The organism is Rhizobium sp. TAL182 (genome assembly GCF_002117725.1).
GTDB lineage: Bacteria > Pseudomonadota > Alphaproteobacteria > Rhizobiales > Rhizobiaceae > Rhizobium > Rhizobium esperanzae.
In genome coordinates this window covers 451,882-476,894 of record NZ_CP021028.1, presented here as the reverse complement: position 1 = coordinate 476,894, position 25,013 = coordinate 451,882, and the positions used below count along the sequence as shown (strand labels likewise).

Annotated in this window: 25 protein-coding genes; 18 read left to right on the top strand and 7 right to left on the bottom strand. The window is 63.3% G+C overall.

Annotated features, from left to right (window positions below):
* Positions 1–30 precede the first annotated feature (30 nt).
* Positions 31–1,308 (top strand): L-fuconate dehydratase, encoded by a 1,278-nt coding sequence (locus Tal182_RS28885; RefSeq protein ID WP_085861722.1) that lies wholly within the window; start codon positions 31–33, stop codon positions 1,306–1,308.
* Between the two features lie 56 nt (positions 1,309–1,364).
* Here Tal182_RS28885 and Tal182_RS28880 read toward each other — a convergent pair whose 3' ends face one another.
* Complete coding sequence (locus Tal182_RS28880; protein WP_085861721.1) at positions 1,365–2,258, bottom strand: NAD(P)/FAD-dependent oxidoreductase; 894 nt, start codon at positions 2,256–2,258, stop codon at positions 1,365–1,367.
* Between the two features lie 202 nt (positions 2,259–2,460).
* On the opposite strand from Tal182_RS28880, the gene Tal182_RS28875 reads away from it, so the two are divergent.
* Positions 2,461–3,117, top strand: coding sequence for a TetR/AcrR family transcriptional regulator (locus Tal182_RS28875; RefSeq protein WP_085861764.1), 657 nt, complete (start codon positions 2,461–2,463; stop codon positions 3,115–3,117).
* A gap of 28 nt (positions 3,118–3,145) precedes the next feature.
* On the top strand, positions 3,146–4,009 hold the full coding sequence (locus tag Tal182_RS28870; protein WP_085861720.1) for a class I SAM-dependent methyltransferase: 864 nt from the start codon (positions 3,146–3,148) through the stop codon (positions 4,007–4,009).
* Positions 4,010–4,268: 259 nt separating this feature from the next.
* Here Tal182_RS28870 and Tal182_RS28860 read toward each other — a convergent pair whose 3' ends face one another.
* Genes Tal182_RS28860 through Tal182_RS28845 form a run of 4 tightly spaced genes read right to left on the bottom strand, consistent with a single transcriptional unit; the run spans position 4,269 to position 9,287 of the window.
* Positions 4,269–4,802 (bottom strand): sarcosine oxidase subunit gamma family protein, encoded by a 534-nt coding sequence (locus tag Tal182_RS28860; RefSeq protein WP_085861719.1) that lies wholly within the window; start codon positions 4,800–4,802, stop codon positions 4,269–4,271.
* Positions 4,795–7,746 carry a sarcosine oxidase subunit alpha family protein gene (locus Tal182_RS28855; RefSeq protein ID WP_085861718.1) on the bottom strand — a complete coding sequence of 984 codons (2,952 nt, stop codon included), beginning with the start codon at positions 7,744–7,746 and terminating at the stop codon, positions 4,795–4,797. Before Tal182_RS28855 ends, Tal182_RS28860 begins: the two co-directional genes overlap by 8 nt.
* The gene (locus Tal182_RS28850; protein WP_064812282.1) at positions 7,743–8,024 is read right to left on the bottom strand and encodes a sarcosine oxidase subunit delta; all 282 of its coding nucleotides are present in this window, start codon (positions 8,022–8,024) and stop codon (positions 7,743–7,745) included. Before Tal182_RS28850 ends, Tal182_RS28855 begins: the two co-directional genes overlap by 4 nt.
* Before the next feature lie 12 nt (positions 8,025–8,036).
* On the bottom strand, positions 8,037–9,287 hold the full coding sequence (locus Tal182_RS28845; RefSeq protein WP_085861717.1) for a sarcosine oxidase subunit beta family protein: 1,251 nt from the start codon (positions 9,285–9,287) through the stop codon (positions 8,037–8,039).
* Positions 9,288–9,374: 87 nt separating this feature from the next.
* Between Tal182_RS28845 and Tal182_RS28840 the strand changes: the two genes are divergently transcribed.
* From Tal182_RS28840 to minE, 10 genes are all read left to right on the top strand, one after another.
* The gene (locus tag Tal182_RS28840) at positions 9,375–10,334 is read left to right on the top strand and encodes a GlxA family transcriptional regulator (RefSeq protein WP_064826269.1); all 960 of its coding nucleotides are present in this window, start codon (positions 9,375–9,377) and stop codon (positions 10,332–10,334) included.
* Positions 10,335–10,411: 77 nt separating this feature from the next.
* The gene (locus Tal182_RS28835) at positions 10,412–11,095 is read left to right on the top strand and encodes a helix-turn-helix domain-containing protein (RefSeq protein WP_085861716.1); all 684 of its coding nucleotides are present in this window, start codon (positions 10,412–10,414) and stop codon (positions 11,093–11,095) included.
* An 89-nt stretch (positions 11,096–11,184) separates the two neighbouring features.
* Positions 11,185–12,090 (top strand): glutamine amidotransferase family protein, encoded by a 906-nt coding sequence (locus Tal182_RS28830; RefSeq protein ID WP_085861715.1) that lies wholly within the window; start codon positions 11,185–11,187, stop codon positions 12,088–12,090.
* 58 nt (positions 12,091–12,148) lie between these two features.
* Complete coding sequence (locus Tal182_RS28825) at positions 12,149–12,835, top strand: GXGXG domain-containing protein (protein ID WP_064823651.1); 687 nt, start codon at positions 12,149–12,151, stop codon at positions 12,833–12,835.
* A gap of 14 nt (positions 12,836–12,849) precedes the next feature.
* Positions 12,850–14,178, top strand: coding sequence for an FMN-binding glutamate synthase family protein (locus Tal182_RS28820; protein WP_085861714.1), 1,329 nt, complete (start codon positions 12,850–12,852; stop codon positions 14,176–14,178).
* 79 nt (positions 14,179–14,257) lie between these two features.
* Positions 14,258–15,565: a type III glutamate--ammonia ligase gene (gene glnT, locus Tal182_RS28815; protein WP_085861713.1), complete on the top strand. Its 1,308-nt coding sequence runs from the start codon at positions 14,258–14,260 to the stop codon at positions 15,563–15,565.
* Positions 15,566–15,665: 100 nt separating this feature from the next.
* A complete protein-coding gene (gene purU, locus Tal182_RS28810; protein WP_085861712.1) occupies positions 15,666–16,550 on the top strand; it encodes a formyltetrahydrofolate deformylase in 885 nt (294 codons plus the stop codon).
* Positions 16,551–16,805: 255 nt separating this feature from the next.
* Positions 16,806–17,528: a septum site-determining protein MinC gene (gene minC, locus Tal182_RS28805; RefSeq protein ID WP_064808871.1), complete on the top strand. Its 723-nt coding sequence runs from the start codon at positions 16,806–16,808 to the stop codon at positions 17,526–17,528.
* 79 nt (positions 17,529–17,607) lie between these two features.
* Positions 17,608–18,423: a septum site-determining protein MinD gene (gene minD / locus Tal182_RS28800; RefSeq protein WP_064808731.1), complete on the top strand. Its 816-nt coding sequence runs from the start codon at positions 17,608–17,610 to the stop codon at positions 18,421–18,423.
* A complete protein-coding gene (minE, locus tag Tal182_RS28795) occupies positions 18,420–18,680 on the top strand; it encodes a cell division topological specificity factor MinE (protein ID WP_064808730.1) in 261 nt (86 codons plus the stop codon). The genes minD and minE overlap by 4 nt, the downstream gene beginning before the upstream one ends.
* A gap of 260 nt (positions 18,681–18,940) precedes the next feature.
* Here minE and Tal182_RS28790 read toward each other — a convergent pair whose 3' ends face one another.
* Both Tal182_RS28790 and Tal182_RS28785 read right to left on the bottom strand, forming a co-directional pair.
* Positions 18,941–19,972 (bottom strand): aldo/keto reductase, encoded by a 1,032-nt coding sequence (locus tag Tal182_RS28790; protein ID WP_085861711.1) that lies wholly within the window; start codon positions 19,970–19,972, stop codon positions 18,941–18,943.
* Between the two features lie 224 nt (positions 19,973–20,196).
* The gene (locus Tal182_RS28785) at positions 20,197–21,465 is read right to left on the bottom strand and encodes an NAD(P)/FAD-dependent oxidoreductase (RefSeq protein ID WP_085861710.1); all 1,269 of its coding nucleotides are present in this window, start codon (positions 21,463–21,465) and stop codon (positions 20,197–20,199) included.
* A 118-nt stretch (positions 21,466–21,583) separates the two neighbouring features.
* Here Tal182_RS28785 and Tal182_RS28780 point away from each other — a divergent pair, with 118 nt between their 5' ends.
* The 5 genes from Tal182_RS28780 (at position 21,584) to kduD (ending at position 25,011) form a co-directional block, all read left to right on the top strand.
* Entirely contained in the window at positions 21,584–22,564 is a 981-nt protein-coding gene (locus Tal182_RS28780) for a 3'-5' exonuclease (protein WP_085861709.1), read from the top strand.
* A gap of 162 nt (positions 22,565–22,726) precedes the next feature.
* Entirely contained in the window at positions 22,727–22,873 is a 147-nt protein-coding gene (locus Tal182_RS28775) for a DUF1127 domain-containing protein (protein ID WP_011428254.1), read from the top strand.
* Between the two features lie 162 nt (positions 22,874–23,035).
* Positions 23,036–23,353 carry a hypothetical protein gene (locus Tal182_RS28770; RefSeq protein WP_085861708.1) on the top strand — a complete coding sequence of 106 codons (318 nt, stop codon included), beginning with the start codon at positions 23,036–23,038 and terminating at the stop codon, positions 23,351–23,353.
* Between the two features lie 60 nt (positions 23,354–23,413).
* On the top strand, positions 23,414–24,250 hold the full coding sequence (kduI, locus tag Tal182_RS28765; protein ID WP_085861707.1) for a 5-dehydro-4-deoxy-D-glucuronate isomerase: 837 nt from the start codon (positions 23,414–23,416) through the stop codon (positions 24,248–24,250).
* Complete coding sequence (gene kduD, locus Tal182_RS28760) at positions 24,247–25,011, top strand: 2-dehydro-3-deoxy-D-gluconate 5-dehydrogenase KduD (protein WP_280952458.1); 765 nt, start codon at positions 24,247–24,249, stop codon at positions 25,009–25,011. Before kduI ends, kduD begins: the two co-directional genes overlap by 4 nt.
* Positions 25,012–25,013: the final 2 nt, after the last annotated feature.

Genomic DNA, 25,013 nt, shown 5'->3' with positions numbered 1-25,013 from the left:
CAATTGGCCCCATAAATCGGGAGGAACACCATGACCCGCATCACCGACCTTCGCGTCTTCGATCTCCGCTTTCCCACCTCGCAAAGCCTGGACGGATCCGATGCGATGAACCCCGATCCCGACTATTCGGCCGCCTATGTCATTCTCGACACGGATGTTCCAGGCCTTGCCGGCCATGGCCTGACCTTCACCATCGGCCGCGGCAACGACATTTGCTGCATGGCGATCGAAGCGATGCGCCATCTTGTCATCGGCACCGACCTCGCCGAAATTCTCGCCCATCCCGGCAAATTCTGGCGGCACCTGACCAGCGACAGCCAGTTGCGCTGGATCGGCCCGGAAAAGGGCGCCATTCACCTGGCGACCGGTGCCGTCGTCAACGCTGTCTGGGATCTGCTTGCCAAACAGGCCGGCAAGCCGGTCTGGCGGCTGGTCGCCGAGATGTCGCCGGAAAAGATCGCCGATATCGTCGACTACCGCTACCTCACCGACGTGCTGACGCGCGATGAAGCGGTCGCTATCCTCAAGAAGGCAGAAGCCGGCAAGGCGGAACGGATCGCCATTCTCGAAAAGGAGGGCTACGCCTGCTACACGACGTCGGCCGGCTGGCTGGGTTATGAAGACGAGAAATTGCGCCGGCTCTGCCAGGAAGCGATCGATGCCGGCTTCAACCATATCAAGATGAAGGTCGGCCGTGATCTCGACGACGATATCCGCCGTCTGAGGATCGCCCGCGAAGTGATCGGTCCCGATCGCTACCTGATGATCGACGCCAACCAGGTCTGGGACGTCGGCCAGGCGATCGATTGGGTCAAGGCGCTTGCTTTCGCCAAGCCCTTCTTCATCGAGGAACCCACAAGCCCCGACGATGTCGCCGGCCACCGCAAGATCCGCCAGGCAATCGGCCCGGTGAAGGTCGCGACCGGCGAGATGTGCCAGAACCGCATCATGTTCAAGCAGTTCATCGCCGAGGGCGCCATTGACATCGTCCAGATCGATTCCTGCCGCATGGGCGGGCTGAACGAAGTCCTCTCTGTGTTGCTGATCGCCGCCAAGTTCGGCCTGCCGGTCTGGCCGCACGCCGGCGGCGTCGGCCTCTGCGAATATGTGCAGCACCTGTCGATGATCGATTACGTCGCGGTGTCAGGCACCAAGGATGGCCGCGTCATCGAGTATGTCGATCACCTGCACGAACACTTCCTCGACCCCTGCCGGATCGAGAATGCCGCCTACATGCCGCCGACCCTGCCGGGCTTCTCCATCGAGATGAAACCGGCTTCGATCAGCGGCTATTCATTTCGAGGCTGAGGAGCGCCGGCGGCGCGCTCGTCCCCGCCAGAACCCGGAGAAGGGATTCGCTGTTCTCAAGCCAGCATCGACTGCTGGGCGAAGATACCCGCCATCGCGCCTTGCCATGATGCCGTGGTGACCGAGGGCATTCCGGGATTGGCGAGATCGCCGGCGGCGTAGATGCCGGGCATGCTGGTCTCGCGGCGCTCATCGACTTTGAGGGCGATGCCGCTGGGCGTATCGACTGTGGCGAGGCCCAGTGTTTCATGCAGGTTGGCGGACGGCTTGTTGCGCGGATGGGCGAACAGGATGTCGACCGCGACATCGGGGCGGGTGTCGAGTTTGACGGTGGCGTTATGGCTCCCGTGATGGGCGATCCCGGTGATCCGGCCCTCGACGACAGGTATGTTGCGACGTGCCAGATCGGCCCGGATATCGGGCGGAATATCGTGACCATCGGCGAACAGCGTCAGCTTGTCGGTCCAATCGTGGAAAAGCCTGGCCTGATTGTGCGACTGCCGGCTGGACCAGACGAGGCCCCAATGCTGGTCGGCGACTTCAAACCCATCGCAATAGGGGCAGGGCACGATGGAAGTGCCCCAGCTTTCGGCAAAGCCGGGAACATCAGGCATCTGATCGGCGACGCCATAGCTCAGGATGAGGCGGCGCGCCCCAAGGCTTTCGCCATCGCCAGTGAGGACGGAGAAATCATCGATGGCGCCGGAGATGCTGTCGGCCCGGGCATTGACCAGCCTAACCGCGGGATAGCGTGCCAGCTGCTTCCGCGCCTCGGCCAGGATGTCCAGCGGTGGCTTGTGATCGTGGCCGAGCAGGCCATGCGAGTGGCCGGCGAAGCGATTGCGCGGCAGGCCCGTATCGAGAACGGTGACCCTGCGGCGGGCACGGCCGAGCTGAAGGGCGGCGGCGAGACCGGCAAAGCTGCCGCCGATGATGATGACGTCATCCATGGTGATAAGCTCCGTGCTGTTGAGCGAGTGTGATTGGCTGAGCCTTGGCGCGCCTCGTCCACCGATCCGCATCGATCTGGCCAAGCGGCTTAGAGACTCGATCTATGGGACAGGATAAAATCCGTTCGTTGGCTTGCATATTTCCGATACTGCGTGGTATCGTAAGACATGAATAACGATACTGTCAAGGATCTTAATGGTCGTGACCGAAAATAGTCGAGGCCGGCGCGGGCGGCCAGCCAACGAGGCGCTTGGCCAAACGATAGTCGACGCAGCATACGAACTCTTTGTGGAATTGGGTTTTCAAGCGACGACATTGGACAAGGTCACCCAGCGAGCGAAGATATCCAAGCTCAGCATCTATCGGCACTTCGAGAACAAAGAGGCGCTGTTCAGCGCGGCCATCGCGGACCGCTGCCATCAGTTTGCACCACAGGCCCTTTTTGAAGGCGTCGCCGGTTCCGCCGAAGAGCAGCTCATGGCGGTGGGATCATCCCTCCTTCGCACGCTGTTGAGCCCGGACGTCCGCAGTGTCGAAGCCATGGTCATGGCCGACAAGACGAATCAAAAGTCGTTAAGCAAGCTCTATTACGAAGCCGGCCCCGCCCATGTCATCGCCCAAATCGAGGCCCTGTTGCGTCAGTTGCATGCGAAGGCGGTTCTGAACGTGCCCGATCCTCTCCAGTCCGCCCGCTTGTTTGGCGCGCTTTTCAAAGGATCCGATCTCCTGATTATTGCGCGCTTCGATCCGGCAAGAGCAGAGGACGATAACGAAATCGAATCCTATTGCCGGTCGGCCGTCGCCTTGTTCATCGCCGCGCACGGTGGCAGCGACCACGCCGGTGGATCACCCAGTTAAGAACGGATCAGAACAAGGATATGGCATCGTGGCAGAGGAAAATGCTTATCAGGTAGCCGACTGGAATGGCCACAGCGGAGAGCGCTGGGTCGCTTACCAGGCCCGGCTCGATGCCATGCTGGCGGTGTTCGGCCAGGCCGCGATCGAAGCCGCCGCGCCCGCCATAGGCGAAAGCGTGCTGGACGTCGGCTGCGGCGCGGGGGCGTCTACTCTGGATTTGGCCGCCCGCGTCGGCGCGGGGGGCCAAGTGCTGGGCGTGGACATATCCGAACCGCTGATCGGCAGAGCGCGCGCGTTAGCGCCGCAGGACACGCCGATCCTCTTCCAGGTGGCAGACGCCAGCAGCACCGAGTTGCCTGAAGGCGCGTTCGACATCCTGTTCTCGCGCTTCGGAGTGATGTTCTTTGACGATCCGATAGGGGCGTTCGCCCATATGCGCCGTGCGCTCAAGCCGGGCGGGCGGGTCGCTTTCGTCTGCTGGCGCGGCATGGCCGAGAACGATTGGGTGCGCTTGCCGATGGGCGCGATCAAGGGCATCCTCCCGCCGACCGCGCCGCCCGATCCCGAAGCGCCCGGCCCGTTCTCGTTCGGCGACCGGGGGCGGGTGGCGCGCATCCTGACGGCAGCTGGCTTCGCCGATATCGCCATCGCGCCATTCGATACCTCCATCCCGATCGGCGAGGGTGGGACGCGGGACGCGGCGATCGACGACGCAGTGGAGATGACGCTCAAGGTCGGCCCGCTGTCGCGCGCTCTCGCTGATCAGCCCGACGACATTCGCGCCCGCGCCTCGGCCGCGGTTCGTGCCGCCTTCGCGGACCGCCCCGGCGAGCGGTCGGTGATGATCGACGGCGCGGCATGGATCGTCACGGCGCGCAAGCCGGCAAGCTGACGGGGATTGACCGGCATTATGGCCCTCAATATGCCACAGCAAGCGCCGCGGGCAGAGCCATGTTCGCGACCTCGCGATTGGAGAAAAAGAGCAGCAACGACGCCGATCGCCTGAGTAAATATCTCGCGCGCTTCAGTCTTAGATTCGAAGACATCAAGAAACCGGGATAAGGGCTATTGCTGCGCGCGCGACTGCCGATCATCTCTTTCCATTGAGGCGACAAACATTGGCGGTTGACGGCAAGGATAGTTTTTACGCGTTATCCTTCAGCGCCCGCCGCCATATGCTTAAGCTCGTCCCAGAGGCTTTCGGCGAAGCTGCGCAGGACCGTGAGCTCGAAGCTGTCATCGCCGGTGCGGGCGATCTGTACGGAGATATGGCCGATCATCGTCATCGCCGAACTGTTTTCCTGAAAGACGGCGGGGTCGAGATCGACGGCGGTGCCCTTTGAAAGAAGCAGGCGCGCGGACCGGCCGGAAATGCCGATGCGGACACGGCCGTGGCTCTGATCCATGACGAAGGCTTTTCCGGCAAGCGCTGCTGTGAGAGTTTCAAGACCTGCGGATGAAAGCGGCGCGTCGCCGGCGACGAACCATTGCCGGAAACCGGCCTGACGGATCGAACTTTCCGCAAAGCCCGCCTTCGTCAGTTCAGCGGCAAGCGCCGCTGGCTCAGTTCCGCCGAGCACATGCAGCAGATGGCCTTCCGGCAAGGCTTCCAGCCAGATGCCGGGTCCCGTTACGTTATGTGCCGTGCCGGCGAGAACCGGTCTATGCTGGGGATGATCAGGCATGGAGCTTCTCGTTTTCGGGATCGATGAAGACGGGATGGCAGAGCACCGCATCGGTGAATTCATTGCGCAGCCCGTTCCAGACCGTCACCTTTTCGCCGATGCGCTCCGGCCCGCGCCGGACGAGCGCCAGGCCGATCGTATGGCCGAGGCTCGGCGAAAAGGCGCTCGAGGTGACATAGCCCTGGTCGTTTTCCAGCGTCGCCGCGGCGCCCTCGGCAAGGATATGCGAGCCGGTGCGGAAGCCGCTTGCCGGATTGAGCGGCTTGACGCCGACGAGGCGCGGGCGCTCGGGATCCTGCAGGCCTTCGCGGGCAAGCATCGCCTTGCCGATGAAATCCGGCTTGGTTGATGAAATCATGCGGCCGAAGCCGAGATCGCCGGGTGTTACCGTGCCGTTGATCTCGGCATGGGTGACATGGCCCTTTTCGATGCGCATGACGCCGAGCGCTTCGACGCCGTAGGCTGAGATGCCATGTTTTTCGCCGGCCGCCATGACGGCGTCGGCAACGCTTTCGCCGTAGCCGGCCGGCACCGCCAGTTCGTAGGCGAGTTCGCCCGAGAAGGAAATCCGGAAGAGCCGGCCTTCGAGGCGGCCTGCGAATAGCGACACCTTGCGGGCGCTCATGAAGGGGAAGGCTGCATTGGAAAGATCGTCGTCGACGATCTCCGAGAGAATGGCGCGCGACTTCGGCCCGGCAACGGCCATCTGCGCCCATTGATCGGTCGAGGAGGCGAAGCAGACGTCGAGTTCCGGCCACAGCGTCTGGGCGCAGAATTCGAGATGGCTCAGCACGCCGGCGGCCAGCGCCGTCGTCGTCGTCATGAAGAAATGGTTGTCGCTGAAGCGGCTGGTGGTGCCGTCGTCATAGATGAAACCGTCCTCGCGCAGCATGACGCCGTAACGCGCCTTGCCGACGGCAAGCTTGGCAAAGCCATTGCAATAGACCCGGTCGAGGAAGGTCGCGGCATCGCGGCCGAAGATTTCGATCTTACCGAGTGTCGACACGTCGCAGAGCCCGGCATTTTTGCGGATGTTCAGCACCTCGCGGTCCACGCTTTCGCGCCACGTCGTCTCGCCGGCGCGCGGGAACCAGGAAGAGCGATACCAGAGGCCTGCTTCAACGAAGACCGCGCCGTTCTTTTTCGCCCAGCCGTGCAGCGGGGATTTGCGCGCCGGCTGGAAATCCTTGCCGCGCGACGCTCCGGTCAACGCGCCGAAGGAAACCGGCGTATAGAAGGGCCGGAAGGTCGTCGTTCCCACTTCGGCGGGTGACACGCCGCGCGCCTCGGCGAGGATGCCGATGGCGTTGATGTTGGAAAGCTTGCCCTGGTCGGTCGCCATGCCTGATGTGGTATAACGCTTGGCAAGCTCGACATGGCCGTAGCCTTCGCGCACGGCGAGGCCAAGGTCCTTGAGATGCACGTCGTTCTGATAGTCGACGAAAGCCTTGCCCTTCGAGCCTTTCACCGACCAGAGCGGCTTTGCATGCGGAGCCGTCTCGGGAGCTGAAACAAAGGCCGGTTCCGCTGCAAAGCCGATTGCCTGCAATGCGGCGGCAGCCTTCGCCGCGCCATCGCCGAGGCAGGCCGTGGTCTGCGCAAGGCCGGCGGCCGCGCCGGCAACGGCGAGGCCGTCCTGTGATGCCGGCGCCAGAAATGCCGAAGACTCCTGCGACCATTGCGGCTTGCCGCCGCGATGGCAGGCCAGATGAATGACGGGGCTCCAACCGCCCGACATGGCAAGCGCATCCGCGTCGATCCGGCGAATGCCGCCTGCGGTCTCGATGCTGACGCCGCACAGGTGTTTGCCGCCCTCTGCATCGATGACCCGGGCGCCCCGCAGAACCTCGGCGCGACCCTGCCAGCCCTTGCCGCCATCGGCGCGGCTGTCGACGATCGCGGCAACTCGAAGGCCGGCAGCTTCGAGGTCGGCGGCGGTGTCATATGCAGTATCGTTGGTGGTGAAGACCACCGTGCTTTTGCCAGGGGCCACCGCCTGCCGGTTGAGATAGCTGCGCATGGCGCCGGCCATCATCACGCCGGGGATGTCGTTGCCGCCGAAGACCAGCGGCCGCTCCTCGGCACCTGTCGCCAGGATCGCTTGGCGGGCGACGATGCGCCACAATCGTTCGACGGGACGCTCGGGATCGGGCAGCGCCACATGCTTCTGCACGCGTTCGACGGCGCCGAAGACATTGTCGTCGTACCAGCCGAACACCGTCGTGCGCGGCAGGCGGCGCACATTCGCCAGCCCTTCGAATTCGGCCAGCACCTCGCCGAGAAGAGCGTCCGCCGGCTTGCCGTCGACGGCGCCGCGGGAAAGCAGACTGCCACCGAGTTCGGAGCCTTCGTCGGCGATAATGACGCGCGCGCCGGCGCGCCCCGCCGTCAGCGCTGCGGCAAGACCGGCAGGGCCCGCGCCGATCACCAGCAGGTCGCAATGCGCCCAGCATTTCTCATAGGTATCGGGATCAGCTTCGTAGGAGGCGCGGCCGAGGCCCGCCGCCTTGCGGATCACCGGCTCGTAGAGCTTTTCCCAGAGGGCCGCCGGCCACATGAAGGTCTTGTAGTAGAAACCGGCGCTGAGGAAAGGGGAGAGGAGGCCGTTGACGGCGCCGACATCGAAACCGAGCGAAGGCCAGCGGTTCTGGCTCTTGGCCGCCAGCCCGTCGTAGAGCTCGATCATCGTCGCGCGCGTATTCGGTTCGGTGCGCCCGCCGCTGCCTGTCGTCACCAGCGCGTTCGGTTCGGCAGCACCCGCCGTCAGGATACCGCGCGGGCGGTGATATTTGAAACTGCGGCCGACGAGCTGGATACCGCTGGCCAGCAGCGCCGAGGCGAGCGTATCGCCCAGATGGCCTTCCAGCGCCTTGCCGTCGAAGGTGAAGCCGAGTGTCGCGGCCCGGTCGATGCGGCCGCCGGAGGAAAGACGGAAACTCGTCATGCCGGTTCTCCGCCGAGCTTGGCAAGAGCGGCATCCCTGACGCCATGAACCTTATGGGTGACGGTATCGCGTTCGACGATCAGCCACCGGCGGCATCCGGAGGAATGGTGCCAGTATTCGCTGTGCCGGCCCTTCGGATTGTCGCGCAGATAGACATAATCGTACCAGGCATCCTGACCGGCATCCGGCGCCGGCCGGATAAGGTTCGCGTCGCCGCGGATCGAGAATTCCTCCTTGGGCCGGACGCCGCAATGGGGACAGGAAATCAGGCTTGCCATGTCTAAATGTCCTCAGTGCAGATTGGGCTGGGCGCCGACGCCCTTTTCGTCGATCGGATAGCCGCGGGCGAAACGATCGAGCCGGAAGGCGCGGGCGGTCTGATGCGGGGTGTTGCGGGCGATCAGATGGGCGTAGCAGAAGCCGGAGGCAGGCGTCGCCTTGAAGCCGCCGTAACACCAGCCGGCGTTGAGATAGAGATTATCGATATGGGTGCGGTCGATGATCGGCGAGCCGTCCATGCTCATATCCATCACTCCACCCCAGGAACGCAGGAAACGTACGCGCGACAGGGACGGGATCATTGCCACGCCGGCTTCGGCGACATGCTCGACGGTCGCCAGATTGCCGCGCTGGGCATAGGAATTATAGCCGTCGATATCGCCGCCGAAGACGAGACCGCCCTTGTCCGACTGGGACACGTAAAAATGCCCGGCGCCGAAGGTGACGACATTGTCGATGAAGGGCTTCAGCCCTTCGGAGACGAAGGCCTGAAGCACATGGCTTTCGATCGGCAGGCGGAGGCCGGCCATATCGGCGACGACGGTGGAATTGCCGGCCGCCGCCAGCGCCAGCTTGCCGCAGCCGATAAAGCCCCTGCTGGTCTCGACGCCGGTCACCTGGCCGTTTTCGCGGCGGATGCCCGTCACTTCGCACTGGGTGATGATGTCGACGCCGCGGCTGTCGGCGCCTCGCGCATAACCCCAGGCGACCGCATCATGGCGCACCGTGCCGCCGCGCGGCTGGTATAGACCACCCATGATCGGGAAACGGGCATTGTCGAAATCGAGGAACGGAAGCTTCTTGCGCACCGCCTGCCGGTCGAGCAGCTCGGCGTCGACGCCGTGCAGCCGCATGGCATTGCCGCGGCGCGTATAGGCATCGCGCTGCGCGTCGGAATGAAAGAGGTTGAGCACGCCGCGCTGCGAGACCATGGCGTTGAAATTGAAGTCCTGTTCCAGCCCTTCCCACAGCTTCATCGACAGCTCGTAGAAGGGATTGTTACCCGGCAGCAGGTAGTTCGACCGGATGATCGTCGTGTTCCTGCCGATATTGCCGGAGCCGAGATAGCCCTTTTCGAGGACGGCGACATTGGTGATGCCGAATTCCTTGGCGAGATAATAGGCCGTGGCAAGGCCGTGGCCGCCGCCGCCGACAATGACGACATCATAATGCGGCTTCGGCGCGGGGTCGCGCCAGGCAGGCGCCCAGCCTTTGTTGCCGCGAAGGCCGTTCAGGAAAATCGAGAGAGCGGAGTAGCGCATGGGTCAATCCGAATAGAATGGTCGCATGATGCCAGAAAGACCAGCGCGAACTTGCGCAATTAGGACACTATTGAATATAAAAGGGACATGTCCTCACCCGATACCAGAAATGTCCAGGAGATCGGCTTCATCCTGATCCCGGGATTCGCGTTGATGTCCTACGCTTCGGCGACGGAGCCGTTGCGGGCGGCAAATCTTCTGGCCGGACGCGATATCTATCGTCTGCGGACCTTCTCGCCGGACGGCGCGCCTGTTCTCTCCTCCTCCGGTGTGCCGGTGCCGGCCGAACCTCTTCCTGTAAGGGGAGCAGGACTCGGCACCGCCTTCGTCTGCGCCGGCGGCTCGCCGCGCGACTGGCGCTATCCGGGCGTACTCGCCTGCCTCAGGCAGCTGTCGCGCGAAGGTGTCAGGATCGGCGGCATTTCGGGCGGTCCCTATCTGATGGCGGCCGCCGGACTGCTCGCCGGCCGTGACTTCACCATCCACTGGGAGTACGCCGCCGCTCTTCTCGAGGCCTTCCCCGATCTTTCGCCGCGCCAGGCGCGCTTTATGATCGACGGCAGCAGAATTACCTGCGGCGGCGGCATCTCAGCGCTCGATATGATGCATGTGCTGATTACCGAGCGCATGGGGCCGGATTTCGCCCGCCGCGTCAGCGACTGGTATCTGCACACGGAGGTCAACGAGCCGGCAGCGCCCCAGCGCGCGTCGCTCGCCGAGCGTTACGGCGTCCATCATCCCGGCCTGCTCAGCGTTCTCGAACGCATGGAGGAGACGATCGAGATGCCGCTCGACCGCGCCGCCATGGCGCGCATCGCCGGTGTTTCCGCCCGTCATCTCGACCGGCTCTTCTCGGCCCATCTCGGCACCACCTTCCTCGATCAATATCACAGGATCCGGCTGCAGCACGCCCATCGCCTGCTGAAGCAGAGCCCACTTTCCGTCTCGGAGATCGCGGTAGCCACCGGCTTTTCCAGTCTCAGCCACTTTTCCCGGATGTTCCGCGCCCTTTATGGCATTGCGCCGCGGCAGGCGAGGCGGGATTAGGTTTTCTTCACGGTTGAGGAACCTTCACCGGGGGGATAGGTTGGCATCGGGACAAAAGAGCAGGCGGCGGGACATTCATGACAACCAAGCGTGAAACGGCAGATCAACCGGAACAGGCGCATGGCGGGCGCCCCCCCTTTTCCCAGGACCCGCACGCCGTTCGGGAGCCGAAGGAAAACAATCTCGAAATGGCGATCGGCCATGAGGTGCGCGCCTACCGCAAGAAACTCGGCATCACGGTCACCGACCTCGCCGCCGCCACCGGCATTTCGCTCGGCATGCTGTCGAAGATCGAGAACGGCAACATTTCGCCGTCGCTGACGACGCTGCAATCGCTGTCGCGGGCGCTCGGCGTGCCGCTGACCGCTTTCTTCAGGCGCTACGAGGAACCGCGCAATGCCGTCTTCGTCAAGGCGGGAGAGGGCGTCGAGCTCGAACGGCGCGGCACGCGCGCCGGCCATCAATATAATCTGCTCGGTCATATCGACAACAATTCAAGCGGCGTCATCGTCGAGCCCTATCTCATCACGCTGACGGCCGATTCCGACGTCTTCCCGACCTTTCAGCACGAAGGCATGGAGTTCCTCTACATGCTCGAAGGCGAGGTCGTTTACCGCCATGGCGATCAGCTTTTCCAGATGCAGCCGGGCGACAGCCTGTTCTTCGATGCCGATGCGCCGCATGGGCCGGAGCAACTGGTGAAACTGCCGAGCCGCTACCTCTCTATCATCAGCTATCCGCAGCAGAGCATCAGGGGCTGACTTGCCTTAAAAGAAAAATTTATTCCCCTCAGTTGAAGTCCGCAGTCAGACCTGTTAGTCCTTTCTCAACTTGAAAGGAGGCACAGGCTATGTGCGGCATCGTTGGACTTTTCCTCAAGGACAAGAGCCTTGAGCCTCAACTGGGGAATCTGCTCTCGGACATGCTGATCACCATGACCGACCGCGGGCCGGACTCGGCCGGCATCGCGATCTATGGCGGCTCCGCAGAGGGCAGAGCGAAGGTGACGATCCAGTCCGCCAATCCTGGTGTCGACTTCGAAGGCCTCGCGGACGACCTCGAGAAGGCGGGCATCAAAGCCCATGTGTGGATCAAGAGTACGCATGCCGTCCTCGAGCTTGATGTCTCCAAGCTTGCCGCCGTGCGCGAGGCGCTCGAACAGATCCGCCCGACGGTGCGTCTGATGGGCTCCGGCGAAAGCGTCGAAATCTATAAGGAGATCGGCCTTCCGAAAGACGTGGTCGCGCGCTTCGACGTGCGCGCCATGGGTGGCACCCACGGCATCGGCCACACGCGTATGGCGACCGAATCCGCCGTCACCACGCTCGGCGCCCATCCGTTCTCGACCGGCGCCGACCAGTGCCTGGTGCACAACGGCTCGCTGTCCAACCACAACAACCTGCGTCGCGAACTCATCCGCGAAGGCATGAGCTTCGAGACGCAGAACGATTCCGAAGTCGCCGCCGCCTATCTGACGGCCGAAATGGCCAAGGGCAAGGATCTCGGCCAGGCGCTGACCGGCGCACTCGACGATCTCGACGGCTTCTTCACCTTCGTCGTCGGCACCAAGTCCGGCTTCGGCGTGGTGCGCGATCCGATCGCCTGCAAGCCCGCCGTCATGGCCGAGACCGAGCAATATGTTGCCTTCGGCTCGGAATACCGCGCGCTGGTCAATCTTCCCGGCATCGAGAATGCCCGCGTCTGGGAGCCGGAGCCGGCGACCGTCTACTTCTGGGATCACGACAAGGCCGCCTGAGGGGCGCCCCGAAAGCCAGGAGCCGGCTGAAACCGTCTCCCAGATCAACGAGGAACCAATGCCCACATTCGATCTTTCCAACACCCCTCTTCGCGAGCTGAACAGCGCGCTGCATGCCCTTTCCAAAGGCGCCAACGACACCGCATTCGAAGTCATCAACCCGCGCGGCAGCCATGCCGTCGCCGTCGGCATCGACAGCCCCGTCACGGTCGCGGTTAGAGGCTCGGTCGGCTATTACTGCGCCGGCATGAATGACGGCGGCACCATTACGGTTCATGGCTCGGCCGGTCCGGGCGTTGCCGAAAACATGATGTCCGGCACCGTCGTCATCGAGGGCGACGCCAGCCAATATGCCGGCGCCACCGGCCGGGGCGGCCTGCTCGTCATCAAGGGCAATGCAGCCTCGCGCTGCGGCATTTCGATGAAGGGCATCGACATCGTCGTTCATGGCAGCATCGGCCACATGTCGGCCTTCATGGGCCAGTCCGGCCATCTGGTCGTGCTCGGCGATGCCGGCGATGCGTTGGGGGATTCGCTCTACGAAGCCAAGCTGTTCGTCCGCGGCGAGGTCAAGAGCCTCGGCTCCGACTGCATCGAGAAAGAGATGCGGCCGGAGCATCTGGAGAAACTCGCCGAGCTGCTCGACAAGGCAGGGGTCTCGGGCGTCAGGCCCGAAGAGTTCAAGCGCTACGGCTCGGCCCGCAAGCTCTACAATTTCAACATCGACAACGCCGACGCGTACTGAGGCGAGGGACATCCATGAGCTATCACAACCCTTATACTCCACCACGCAAGTCCGCGACCTTCGACGACTATACGCTCGCCGAAATCCGCCGCGCGGCGGCAACCGGCATCTACGACATCCGCGGCGCCGGCACCAAGCGCAAGGTTCCGCATTTCGACGACCTCCTGTTTCTCGGCGCCTCGATCTCGCGCTATCCGCTCGAAGGCTATCGCGAGAAGTGCGACACGACTGTGGTGCTCGGCTCGCGTTTCGCCAAGAAGCCGATCACGCTGAAGACGCCGATCACCATTGCCGGCATGAGTTTCGGCGCGCTTTCCGGCAACGCCAAGGAAGCGCTCGGCCGCGGTGCGACGATCGCTGGCACCTCGACCACGACGGGCGACGGCGGCATGACCGATGAGGAGCGCGGCCATTCGCAGACGCTGGTCTACCAATATCTGCCCTCGCGCTACGGCATGAACCCCACGGATTTGCGCCGCGCCGATGCGATCGAAGTCGTGGTCGGCCAGGGGGCCAAGCCCGGTGGCGGCGGCATGCTGCTCGGCCAGAAGATCTCCGACCGCGTCGCCAATATGCGCAACCTGCCGAAGGGCATCGACCAGCGCTCGGCTTGCCGCCATCCGGATTGGACCGGCCCCGACGATCTGGAAATCAAGATCATGGAGCTGCGCGAGATCACCGATTGGGAAAAGCCGATCTACGTCAAGGTCGGCGGCGCGCGCCCCTATTACGACACCGCCCTTGCCGTGAAGGCCGGTGCCGACGTCGTCGTGCTCGACGGCATGCAGGGCGGCACGGCGGCCACTCAGGACGTCTTCATCGAGAATGTCGGCATGCCGACGCTCGCCTGCATTCGGCCGGCCGTTCAGGCGCTGCAGGACCTCGGCATGCACCGGAAGGTGCAGCTCATCGTTTCCGGCGGCATCCGCTCCGGTGCCGACGTTGCCAAGGCGCTGGCGCTCGGCGCCGATGCGGTGGCGATCGGCACGGCCGCCCTCGTCGCCATCGGCGACAACGATCCCCGCTGGGAAGAGGAATATCAGAAGCTCGGCTCGACGGCCGGCGCCTATGACGACTGGCATGAAGGCAAGGATCCGGCCGGCATCACCACCCAGGACCCGGAACTGGCAAAACGCCTCGACCCGGTTGCGGCCGGCCGCCGCCTTGCCAACTACCTCAAGGTCATGACGCTCGAGGCGCAGACCATCGCGCGCGCCTGCGGCAAGAACCATCTGCACAACCTCGAGCCGGAAGACCTCGTCGCACTGACGATCGAGGCGTCGGCCATGGCGCAGGTGCCGCTCGCCGGCACCAACTGGACCCCCGGCAAGGCCGGTTTTTAAGAACACCGGGCCGGGCGCGTTTGGGAGGATGCGGCCGGCTTCATCATCAAGTGTCTAAGATCAACATAAGGGGACAAACGTGACACTGGACCTCTCGCAATACGCCGCCGAAAAAGGCATCAAATATTTCATGATCAGCTATACGGACCTCTTCGGCGGCCAACGCGCCAAGCTGGTCCCGGCCGAAGCCATCGCCGATATGCAGAAGGATGGCGCGGGCTTTGCCGGCTTCGCGACCTGGCTCGATCTGACGCCTGCCCATCCCGACCTGTTTGCGGTTCCCGATGCTTCCTCCGTCATCCAGCTGCCTTGGAAGAAGGACGTCGCATGGGTCGCGGCCGACTGCGTCATGGACGACCAGCCTGTCGAGCAGGCGCCGCGCGTGCTCCTGAAAAGACTGGTCGCTGAGGCTGCGAAAGAGGGGCTCAGGGTGAAAACCGGCGTCGAGCCCGAGTTCTTTCTCATCTCGGCCGATGGCTCGGTGATTTCGGATCAGTTCGATACCGCCGAAAAGCCTTGCTACGATCAGCAGGCGGTGATGCGCCGCTACGACGTCATCGCCGAAATTTGCGACTATATGCTCGAACTCGGCTGGAAGCCCTATCAGAACGACCACGAGGATGCCAACGGCCAGTTCGAGATGAACTGGGAATATGACGATGTTCTGAAGACGGCGGACAAGCACTCCTTCTTCAAGTTCATGGTCAAGTCGGTCGCCGAAAAGCACGGGCTTCGCGCCACCTTCATGCCGAAGCCCTTCAAGGGCCTGACCGGAAACGGCTGCCATGCCCATATTTCGGTCTGGGACCTCGACGGCAGGGTCAACGCCTTCGCCGACAAGGAAATGGCTTTCGGGCTCTCGGCGCAGGGCAAGACCTTCCTCGGCGGCATCATGAAACATGCCTCCGCACTTGCCGCGATCACCAATCCGACGGTCAATTCCTACAAGCGCATCAACGCGCCGCGCACCACCTCCGGCGCCACCTGGTCGCCGAACACGGTGACCTGGACGGGCAACAACCGCACCCACATGGTGCGCGTGCCGGGGCCGGGACGGTTCGAGCTGCGGCTGCCGGACGGGGCGGTCAATCCCTATCTGCTGCAGGCGATCATTATCGCCGCCGGCCTCGACGGCATCCGCAGCCAGGCAGACCCCGGCCCGCACTACGATATCGACATGTATGCCGAGGGGCATCTGGTGAAGGACGCACCGCGCCTGCCGCTCAACCTGCTCGATGCGTTGCGCGCTTATGATGCCGACGAGGGCCTGAAGCAGGCGATCGGGGCTGAATTTTCAGCCGCCTATCTCAAGCTCAAGCATCGGGAATGGAATGCCTATTGCTCGCATTTCACCCAATGGGAACGCGACAGCACGCTCGACATCTGAGCGGCCAGACCGACGCCTTCGACGACTGCTGGCACGCCGGCCGACAAAGCCCCGGCGTGACCGGGCCCTCTGCGCTTGAAACGGCGAAGGAAGAGCCGACATGAAAAGCTATGTACTTACGGTATCCTGCAAATCGACGCGCGGCATCGTTGCGGCGATTTCGAGCTATCTGGCCGAGAAGGGCTGCAACATCATCGACAGCTCGCAGTTCGACGATCTCGATACCGGCAAGTTCTTCATGCGCGTCAGCTTCATTTCGGAAGAGGGTCTGGCCGGCTCGGCTATCAGCGCCGATTTTGCCGCCGTCGCCGCGCCCTTCGAGATGGAGTACGAATTCCACGACAGCGAGAGCCGCATGAAGGTGCTCTTGATGGTGTCGCGCTTCGGCCATTGTATCAACGACCTGCTCTACCGCTGGAAGATCGGCGCCCTGCCGATCGATATCGTCGGCGTCGTCTCCAACCATTTCGACTACCAGAAGGTCGTGGTCAATCACGACATCCCCTTCCACCACATCAAGGTGACGAAGGAGAACAAACCGCAGGCGGAAGCCCAGCTCGTCGATCTCGTCGATCAGACCGGCACCGAACTGATCGTGCTCGCCCGCTACATGCAGGTTCTCTCCGACCAGCTCTGCAAGCAGATGTCGGGCAAGATCATCAACATCCACCATTCCTTCCTGCCGAGCTTCAAGGGCGCCAACCCTTACAAGCAGGCCTATCAGCGCGGCGTCAAGCTGATCGGCGCGACCGCCCATTACGTCACCGCCGACCTCGACGAAGGCCCGATCATCGAGCAGGACACCGCCCGCATCACCCATGCGCAGTCGCCCGACGACTATGTCTCGATCGGCCGCGACGTCGAAAGCCAGGTGCTGGCGCGCGCCATCCACGCTCATATCCATCACCGCACCTTCATCAACGGCAACCGCACCGTCGTCTTCCCGGCCAGCCCCGGAAGCTACGCCTCCGAACGCATGGGGTGAGTCGGCCGAGGGTCGATCACAGGCGCCAGAAATCAGCCGAATCTTAACCAATTCCGTCGCCGCGATCGTGGCGACAGATCTTCGCCCCGACCATACGTGATGAGTATTCACATTACTGAAACCATATTTATTTTCCGATACTTGCGCCTCATCATCAGCTGAATTGATCGGCCTCCCGTTAGGGAATTTCCCGTCTGCGTTAACCATTTGTTAACCATGTCAGCGGTAGACATGGTCAACGATTTCTTCACACAGATGACCAAAGTGCTAACAGACGCTCGCTCTATCCGCATCAAGGGCCGCTCCTTCCTGGCCGTCATGTTGTCCCCGGACCTTCCTTTCGATGATTGGTTGGCAAGGCTCGACGATCTGGCCTCGCGTTCGGCCGGATTCTTCCTGGGCCGGCCCGTCGTGCTTGATGTGACAGACCTGCAGATCGACCGGCCGCAGCTCAAGGAGCTCATCGCCGAACTCGCCAAGCGCAATGTCAGTATCATGGGCATCGAGGGGGCACGGCCTTCCATTCTCGGCGCGGGCATGCCTCCGGCCCTCAAGGGCGGCCGCTCCGCTTCCGATATCGAGGTTCAGCCGAATGAGCCTGCCGGACCAGCCGGCAAACCGGCAGTGGCCGAGCCCCGCCCGGCAACGACACAATCCATCGTCATCCGGGAGCCAGTTCGCTCGGGGCAATCGGTGATCTTTCCGGAAGGCGACGTCACAATCATCGGCTCGGTCGCTTCGGGCGCCGAAGTCATCGCCGGTGGGTCGGTCCACATCTACGGCGCGTTGCGCGGCCGCGCCATGGCCGGATCCATCGGAAACGCATCGGCGCGCATCTTCTGCCGCAAGCTCGAAGCCGAGCTGGTGGCAATCGACGGCATCTACAAAATGGCGGAAGACATGGCCCCCAATCTTCGCGGACAGGCTGTTCAGCTCTGGCTCGAAGAGGATGCGATCATGGCGGAAAAACTGATCTGACGACAGCGCAGCGTCTTTAAGAGACGCGTGAAGGACGCTTAGCACTTTGAATTACTGCGGCACGGCAAAGGAGAGAGAAATGGGGAAAGTGATCGTCGTCACGTCAGGCAAGGGCGGGGTCGGAAAGACGACCTCGACCGCCGCATTGGGAGCGGCGCTGGCGCAACGCAATGAAAAAGTCGTCGTCGTCGATTTCGACGTCGGCCTGCGCAATCTCGACCTCGTGATGGGCGCCGAGCGCCGGGTCGTCTACGACCTGATCAACGTCATTCAGGGCGACGCCAAGCTGACCCAGGCGCTGATCCGCGACAAGCGGCTGGAAACGCTGTTCCTGCTGCCGGCGTCGCAGACGCGCGACAAGGACAATCTGACGGCCGAGGGCGTCGAGCGCGTCATCACCGACCTGAAGCGCTATTTCGACTGGATCATCTGCGACAGCCCCGCCGGCATCGAACGCGGCGCAACGCTTGCCATGCGCCATGCCGACGTCGCCGTCGTCGTCACCAATCCGGAAGTTTCATCTGTGCGCGATTCCGATCGCATCATCGGCCTGCTCGATGCCAAGACCGCCAAGGCCGAACGCGGCGAGCGGATGGAAAAGCACCTGTTGCTCACCCGCTACGACGCCAACCGCGCCGAGCGCGGCGACATGCTCAAGGTCGACGATGTGCTGGAAATCCTCTCCATCCCGCTTCTCGGCATCGTACCGGAAAGCATGGATGTGCTGCGCGCCTCCAACGTCGGCGCGCCGGTCACGCTGGCCGAAAGCCGCAGCCCGGCCGCCATGGCCTATTTCGATGCCGCCCGCCGGCTCGCCGGCGAAACCCTGCCGATCGCGATCCCCGAGGAAAAGCGGAATATCTTCGGCAAGATCTTCGGAAGGAGAGCGGCATGAGCATTTTCCGTCTCTTCAACAGGCAGCGCACAGCGCCGGCCGCCCGCGAACGCCTACAGGTGCTCCTCGCCCACGAGCGCTCCTCGGCAGGATCGGACCTTGTCTCTCTGCTGCGCGAAGAAATCCTTGCGGTCATCGCCAAACACGTCGAGCTCGACCACGACAAGGTGCAGGTGACGATTGATCGCAACGAGTTTGTCTCGACCCTGGAGATCGACGTCGAAATCCCGCTGAACGCTGCCGTGCAGGCGGCCTGAGGGTAACGACACGCTTCTCTCGTTGCCTTTGAAAATGCGAAAGCCGCCACGGAACATGGCAGCTCAGTTTGATGGCAACCTTGCTCTCCCCGACGTCATCCTCGGCCTTGTGCCGAGGATCTGCTGCCCTATCGACCGGGGGCAGATGCTCGGGACAAGCCCGAGCATGACGAAATGAAGGGTCTGCCGACCTTGTCAGCAGTCTGAGCCGCCATGGAAACCATGGCGGCTTCTTGCGTCGGCCTGCCCGGCCGGAAGGCTCAGCGGCCGCCCTCGATCTTGCGGTGGCGCTGCGCAATCCCGCCTTTGCCATAGGGATAATCGAGCGGCTGCGGCGCGCTGACCTCATTGAGCTTGGCCATCTCCTCGCTGGAGAGCGCGACCTTCAACGCACCCAGATTGTCGGCGAGCTGTTCGGGCGTGCGGGCGCCGAGAATGACCGAGGTCACGGCCGGCTGTGCCGCAGTCCAGGCAAGCGCCACCTGCGCCATGCTGACGCCGCGGACCTTGGCGATATCCTCGACGGCCGCGATGATCGCCCAGGTGCGTTCCTGGGCGTTGCGCGGCGCATAGGATTCGCTGCCGCGATTGGGGTTCTCGCCGAGACGGGTGGCGCCGGTCGGCATCTCATCGCGCTTGTATTTGCCGGTCAGCCAGCCGCCGCCGAGCGGCGACCAGGGTAAGAGGCCCATGCCGGCGTCCTGGCAGGCCGCGACGATTTCGAGCTCGATATCGCGCGCCAGAAGGCTGTATTGCGGCTGCAGCGTCACCGGACGCGTATAGCCGCGCGCCTTGGCAATCTCCGAAGCCTTGGCGATGTGCCAGCCGACATAGTTGGAGAAGCCGTAATAGCCGATCTTGCCCGAGGAAATCGCATCGTCGAGGAAGCGCAGCGTCTCTTCGATCGGGGTCAGCGCGTCCCAGGCGTGCATCTGGTAGAGATCGATCTGTTCGAGGCCGAGGCGGCGCAGCGAATCGTCGAGCGCCTGGCCGAGATGCCGGCGCGACAGGCCGATCTCGTTGGGGCCGTTGCCCATCGGAAAACGCCCTTTGGTGGCGACGATCGCCTGGCGGGCCTCGGTCGGTCGCGCCTTCAACCAGCGTCCGATGATCTCTTCCGACTTGCCGGCGCTGTAGACGTCGGCGGTGTCGATGAAATTGCCGCCCCATGCGAAATAATCGTCGAGCAGCTTGTGCGAGGCCGCTTCGTCGGCTTCCGCGCCAAAGGTCATGGTGCCGAGGCAATAGGCGGTGACGACGGTCCCGCTCGGACCGAGCTTGCGATAATCCATGTCTTCCTCCTCATGCGGATACCCGCGGTCGACGCGGAAAGTCGTCGGGGTAGAAGCCGGGGCTCCTGCAATCAATGACAATATCGTGCTTGAAGCGGCCTCTGCCGCTGGATGAGGTACAGCGCCCCAGGCTAGGTAGCGCGGGGGCGAGGGCAGAATAACCAATCCCGTCCGTGCGACAAGTGGGAAAAAATATTTCCGCCTGCCGTCGCGGCCGGCAGCCGTTATGGATTTCTCGACGACGCGCCGGCAATCCGGTCGGCTGCGGCGACACCGGTCTCGTAGGCGCCATGCGCCGTCGAATAACGCGAGCGCGAACAGGCTTCGCCGGCAAAGAAGATCCGCGCGTCATGCGGTTCGGCGAGGACGGTGCGCAGATCGGAGGCGCCGGCTTGCGCGTAGGAATAGGAGCCGCCGATATGAGGCATCGCGGCCCAGGTCGAGATTGCCGCCACCGATAAGTGCTTGCGGATGTCGGTGCCGAATTGTGCCGCCAGCTCATCCGCGGCGAAAGAAAAGGCAGCCTCTGCTCCCATTCGCTCCAGATCATGCGCGAGATCGCCGGCGAAATAGGCCTCGACAACGGGAGCGCCGAACGGCCGCAGCTGATAGGTGCCGGTCGCGCCGCGACTGGTCGAGCCGAGCATATGCGTATCGGCCGGCAGCGCCTCCGGATCGGCGACACTGAGGAAGAGCTTATCGGCGAGCCCAAGGGGCAAACGAGCTGCGGCTTCGATCTTGTCGGGTAGGGGAGGATCGAAGGCGATCCTGCCGGCCGCAAGCATATTTGTCGACACGGTGACGAGCACAGTGTGGGCGGTAATCGTTCCCTGGTTCGTCTCGATGCTGATACGGCCGGCATGGCGGTGATCGACGCGCTTTGCTTCGACGCCGAGCCTTGACCGAACCGGCGCGCCATAGAGCGCGATCAATGTTCCGTAGCCCTGCCGGACACGCCAGTCGGGACCGGCGCCGGGATCATATCTGTTGTAGTCGACGATCGACGAGCGCTCCAGTTCGGCGCCGGTGATGTAAGTGCCGATCGCCCGGATCTGGCCGTTCCAGCGACCGCCGGGCTGGAGCTTGGCTGCCAGGTCGCTATCGTTGCCTTCATGGCTTTCGAGGCGTTCGAAATAAGCGCCGATCGCCTGCTGCGCGGCCTGGATCTCCGCATCATCCCGCTGAAGCCGCCGGCCGCCGTTCCAGGGCGCCGGCGAGCGGTCGACCGTCAGTCCGACCTCACCGGCAATCGCCGTCCAGGCATTGGTCCGCGCCCCGTGCAGCCAGCCGCAACCGAGATCGAAACCGAGATCGCCGGCTCCAGGCAGCCCGACCGTCCAGGCCCTCCCACCGAGACGGTCGCCGGCTTCGAGCAGGAGGACGGAAAGGCCGGGACGGATTGCCAGCAGGCGGCGGGCTGCGGCAATACCGGCAGCGCCGGCGCCGATGATGACGACGTCTTCGTCGGCGTCCTTGATGTCGTCACGAGGCATGGTTTCTCCTTCCGCCGCTGACACTCAGCTAAACTTTCCTGTCCATGAAAGGCAAGGGGCTGGGCATAGCGCGCCGCGGGCGATGGATTCGCCCGCGCCTCCGTGACATACAAACTCGATGAGCGTGCACAGAGATTCGCAACTCGACATGTTTGCCAAGGCGTCGCCCGCAATGGCCGAAGCACGCGGCCCATCGCGCCGGCGGCCGTCACCGCCGGCGCCCCCCTCCGATGAAGACATGGCGCGGGTGCTGGAGGAGAGCGGCAATTATCGCATCCTGAGAAAACTCACTGCCCGGCCGGTCGCGGCAGCGAGACAGCCGGCTTTCTCGCGGCTCGGCGTCATCCTCGACACGGAGACGACGGGCCTCAGCCACCGCAGCGACGAGATCATCGAAATCGGCGCCGTCGCCTTCACCTTCAACGATGACGGCGCGGTCGGCGATGTGGTCGGCATCTATGGCGGCCTGCAGCAGCCCTCCAGGCCGATCCCGCCCGACATCACCAGGCTGACCGGGATTACCGACGCCATGGTCGAAGGACAGCTCATCGACATGCCGTCGCTGAGTGCCCTGATCGAACCGGCGGACCTCATCATTGCCCACAATGCCAGGTTCGACCGGCCGTTCTGCGAGGCCTTCTCGCCCATCTTCGCCGGCAAGGCCTGGGCGTGCTCGGTTTCGGAGATCGACTGGAGCGCCCGCGGTTTCGAGGGCACGAAGCTCGGTTATCTCGTCGGCCAGGCCGGTTATTTCCACGATGGCCACCGCGCGGTGGACGATTGCCACGCGCTCCTGGAGATTCTCGATCGCGAGCGAGGCGACGGTGAAAGCCCCTTCGCCGAGCTTTACCGCGCCAGCCAACGCTGCCGCATCCGCATCTTTGCCGAACACAGCCCGTTCGAGATGAAGGATCACCTGAAGGCAAGGGGCTACCGCTGGTCTGATGGAAGCGATGGCCGCCTGAAATCCTGGTGGATCGAAGTGGGCGAAGACGATCTCGGGGACGAGCTTTCCTATCTGCGTTCGGAAATCTACCGGTGGAAAGAGGCCGATCCGCCGATCGTCCGGCTGACGGCCTTCGATCGCTTCAAGGCCTGACTCCGGCCGCTGCCGTCAGAACCCATGCATTTGCCGCATAGGTGCAGTGAAGCATTGGCGCTGCAACAACCGGGGGTCCCGTATTATATCAAGCGCATCGAAGTAAACGAGGCGCCAAGGACTGGCAGCTAGGCTTCGAAAGCCCACGGAAAGGGGATCATCATGAACGTAGCACGCTCTTTCAACAATTGGCGCAAGTACCGTCAGACGGTCGCTGAACTGGGCCGTATGTCCACGCGCGAACTGGACGACCTCGGCATCGGCCGCGGCGACATCCGCAACGTTGCGCGCGCAGCCATCGCCCGCTAACAGCCAGACAGACCACCATTTTGAGACTTGCCCAGCGCCTGCTTGCTCCTGAGCGGGCGCTCTGCTTTTTGCGCTTGCCCGCCAGAGGGCGAGCTGCCCGCTTTTCGCATAACGCATAGCTGCCCTGCAAAGAAATGCCTATCATCTGAGCAGGAAATAAGTATGATTATTTCCATCGAAGCGATGCACCTCCTCCCGCATCCCTTCGAACATGCAGGCGCCCCATCCTCCTCCCAGGGTCGCTTGCGGGAACGGCAGCACTCCTCCTCCCAGCTGTCGTTCGGTTTTTATCGAAAGCCTGCCGCACCTCCTCCCGCGGCAGGCTTTTTCGTTTTGACCGAGGAATATCCGACCGCGCCGAAAGCGGCGCTTGCGATCGCTTCACGTCTGCTCAGCCGAGTCCCGGACAAACCTGTTGACACCAAACTTGTCGTACAACTATGTAACCAGACGGATACCGCCGCCGCGGAAGACGCCTGATGGACCGGCTTGCGCAATAGCGACGATGCGTGACGACAACGAAGCTGAAGGAAAACTGACATGCAGATCGACGTGAGGCACGCCTCCCATCCCGAGGCCGTGCGCGAATACGACACCGAAACGCTGCGGCGTCACTTTCTGGTTGAGACCGTTTTCGCAGGCGGCGAGATCCGGCTGACATATTCCCATTACGACCGGATGGTCATCGGCGGCGCCACGCCGCTTGGCTCTGCGCTGACGCTGACGGCGCCGACGGCGATCGGCCAGGAAACCTTCCTCGCCGAGCGTGAACTCGGCGCCCTGAACATCGGCGGTGCGGGCTGCATCATCGTCGACGGCACGAGCTACGACCTTGCCAAATATGATTGCCTCTACGCGGGCAAGGGCGCCAAGGACATCCGGTTTGAAAGCGCCGATGCCGCCAATCCGGCAAAATTCTATCTCGTCTCGACGCCGGCGCACCAAACGCACCCTACCGTGCTGCTCACCCGCGAAAAGGCACGCCACCTGACGCCGGGCGAAGCGGCGACGGCCAACAAGCGCTCGATCTACCAGTTCATCCACCCCGAGGTCTGCCAGTCCTGCCAGCTCACCCTCGGCTTCACCATGATCGAGCCGGGCAGCGTCTGGAACACCATGCCGGCCCATACGCATGACCGGCGCATGGAAGCCTATCTCTATTTCGACCTCGACGCCGACCAGCGTGTCTTCCATTTCATGGGCGAGCCGCAGCAGACCCGACATATGCTCGTCGCCAACGAACAGGCGGTCATTTCTCCCCCCTGGTCGATCCATTCCGGCGCGGGCACCAAGAATTACAGCTTCATCTGGGCGATGGCCGGCGACAACAAGAGCTTCACCGACATGGATCATATCGCCATTGCGGATCTGAGGTGAGCACCGTGGCAAATCCCTTCGACCTCTCCGGCAGGACCGCCGTCGTCACCGGCGCCAATACCGGCATCGGCCAGGCCATCGCCGCCGCCCTGGCCGAGGCCGGTGCATCGATCGTCGCGGTCGGGCGCTCCTCGATGGAGGAAACCGAGGCGCTGGTGCAGCAGGCGGGAAGCCGCTTCCATGTCATCAAGGCCGATCTCGGCACCATCGAGCCGGTCAAGGGGATCGTCGCTGATACGATCCAGACCTTCGGCGGCCTCGACATTCTCGTCAACAATGCCGGCATCATCCGCCGTGCCGATGCGCTCGACTTCACCGAGGAAGATTGGGATGCAGTGATCGACGTCAATCTGAAGACGGCCTTCTTCCTGTCGCAGGCCGCCGGCCGCCACATGGTCGAGAAGGGCAGGGGCAAGATCATCAACATCGCCTCGCTGCTCTCCTTCCAGGGCGGCATCCGCATCCCGTCCTATACCGCCTCGAAAAGCGGTCTGGCCGGACTGACGAAGCTGCTTGCCTGCGAATGGGCCGGCAAGGGCGTCAACGTCAACGCCATCGCGCCGGGTTATTTCGTCACCAACAACACGACGGCACTGCGCGAGGATGCCGACCGCAACGCCGCCATCCTGGCCCGTATTCCGGCGGGGCGCTGGGGAACGCCGTCCGAACTTGGCGGTGCCGCCGTGTTCCTGGCATCGCCCGCATCCGATTACGTGCACGGGACGGTGCTGCCGGTCGACGGCGGTTGGCTGGCGCGGTGATC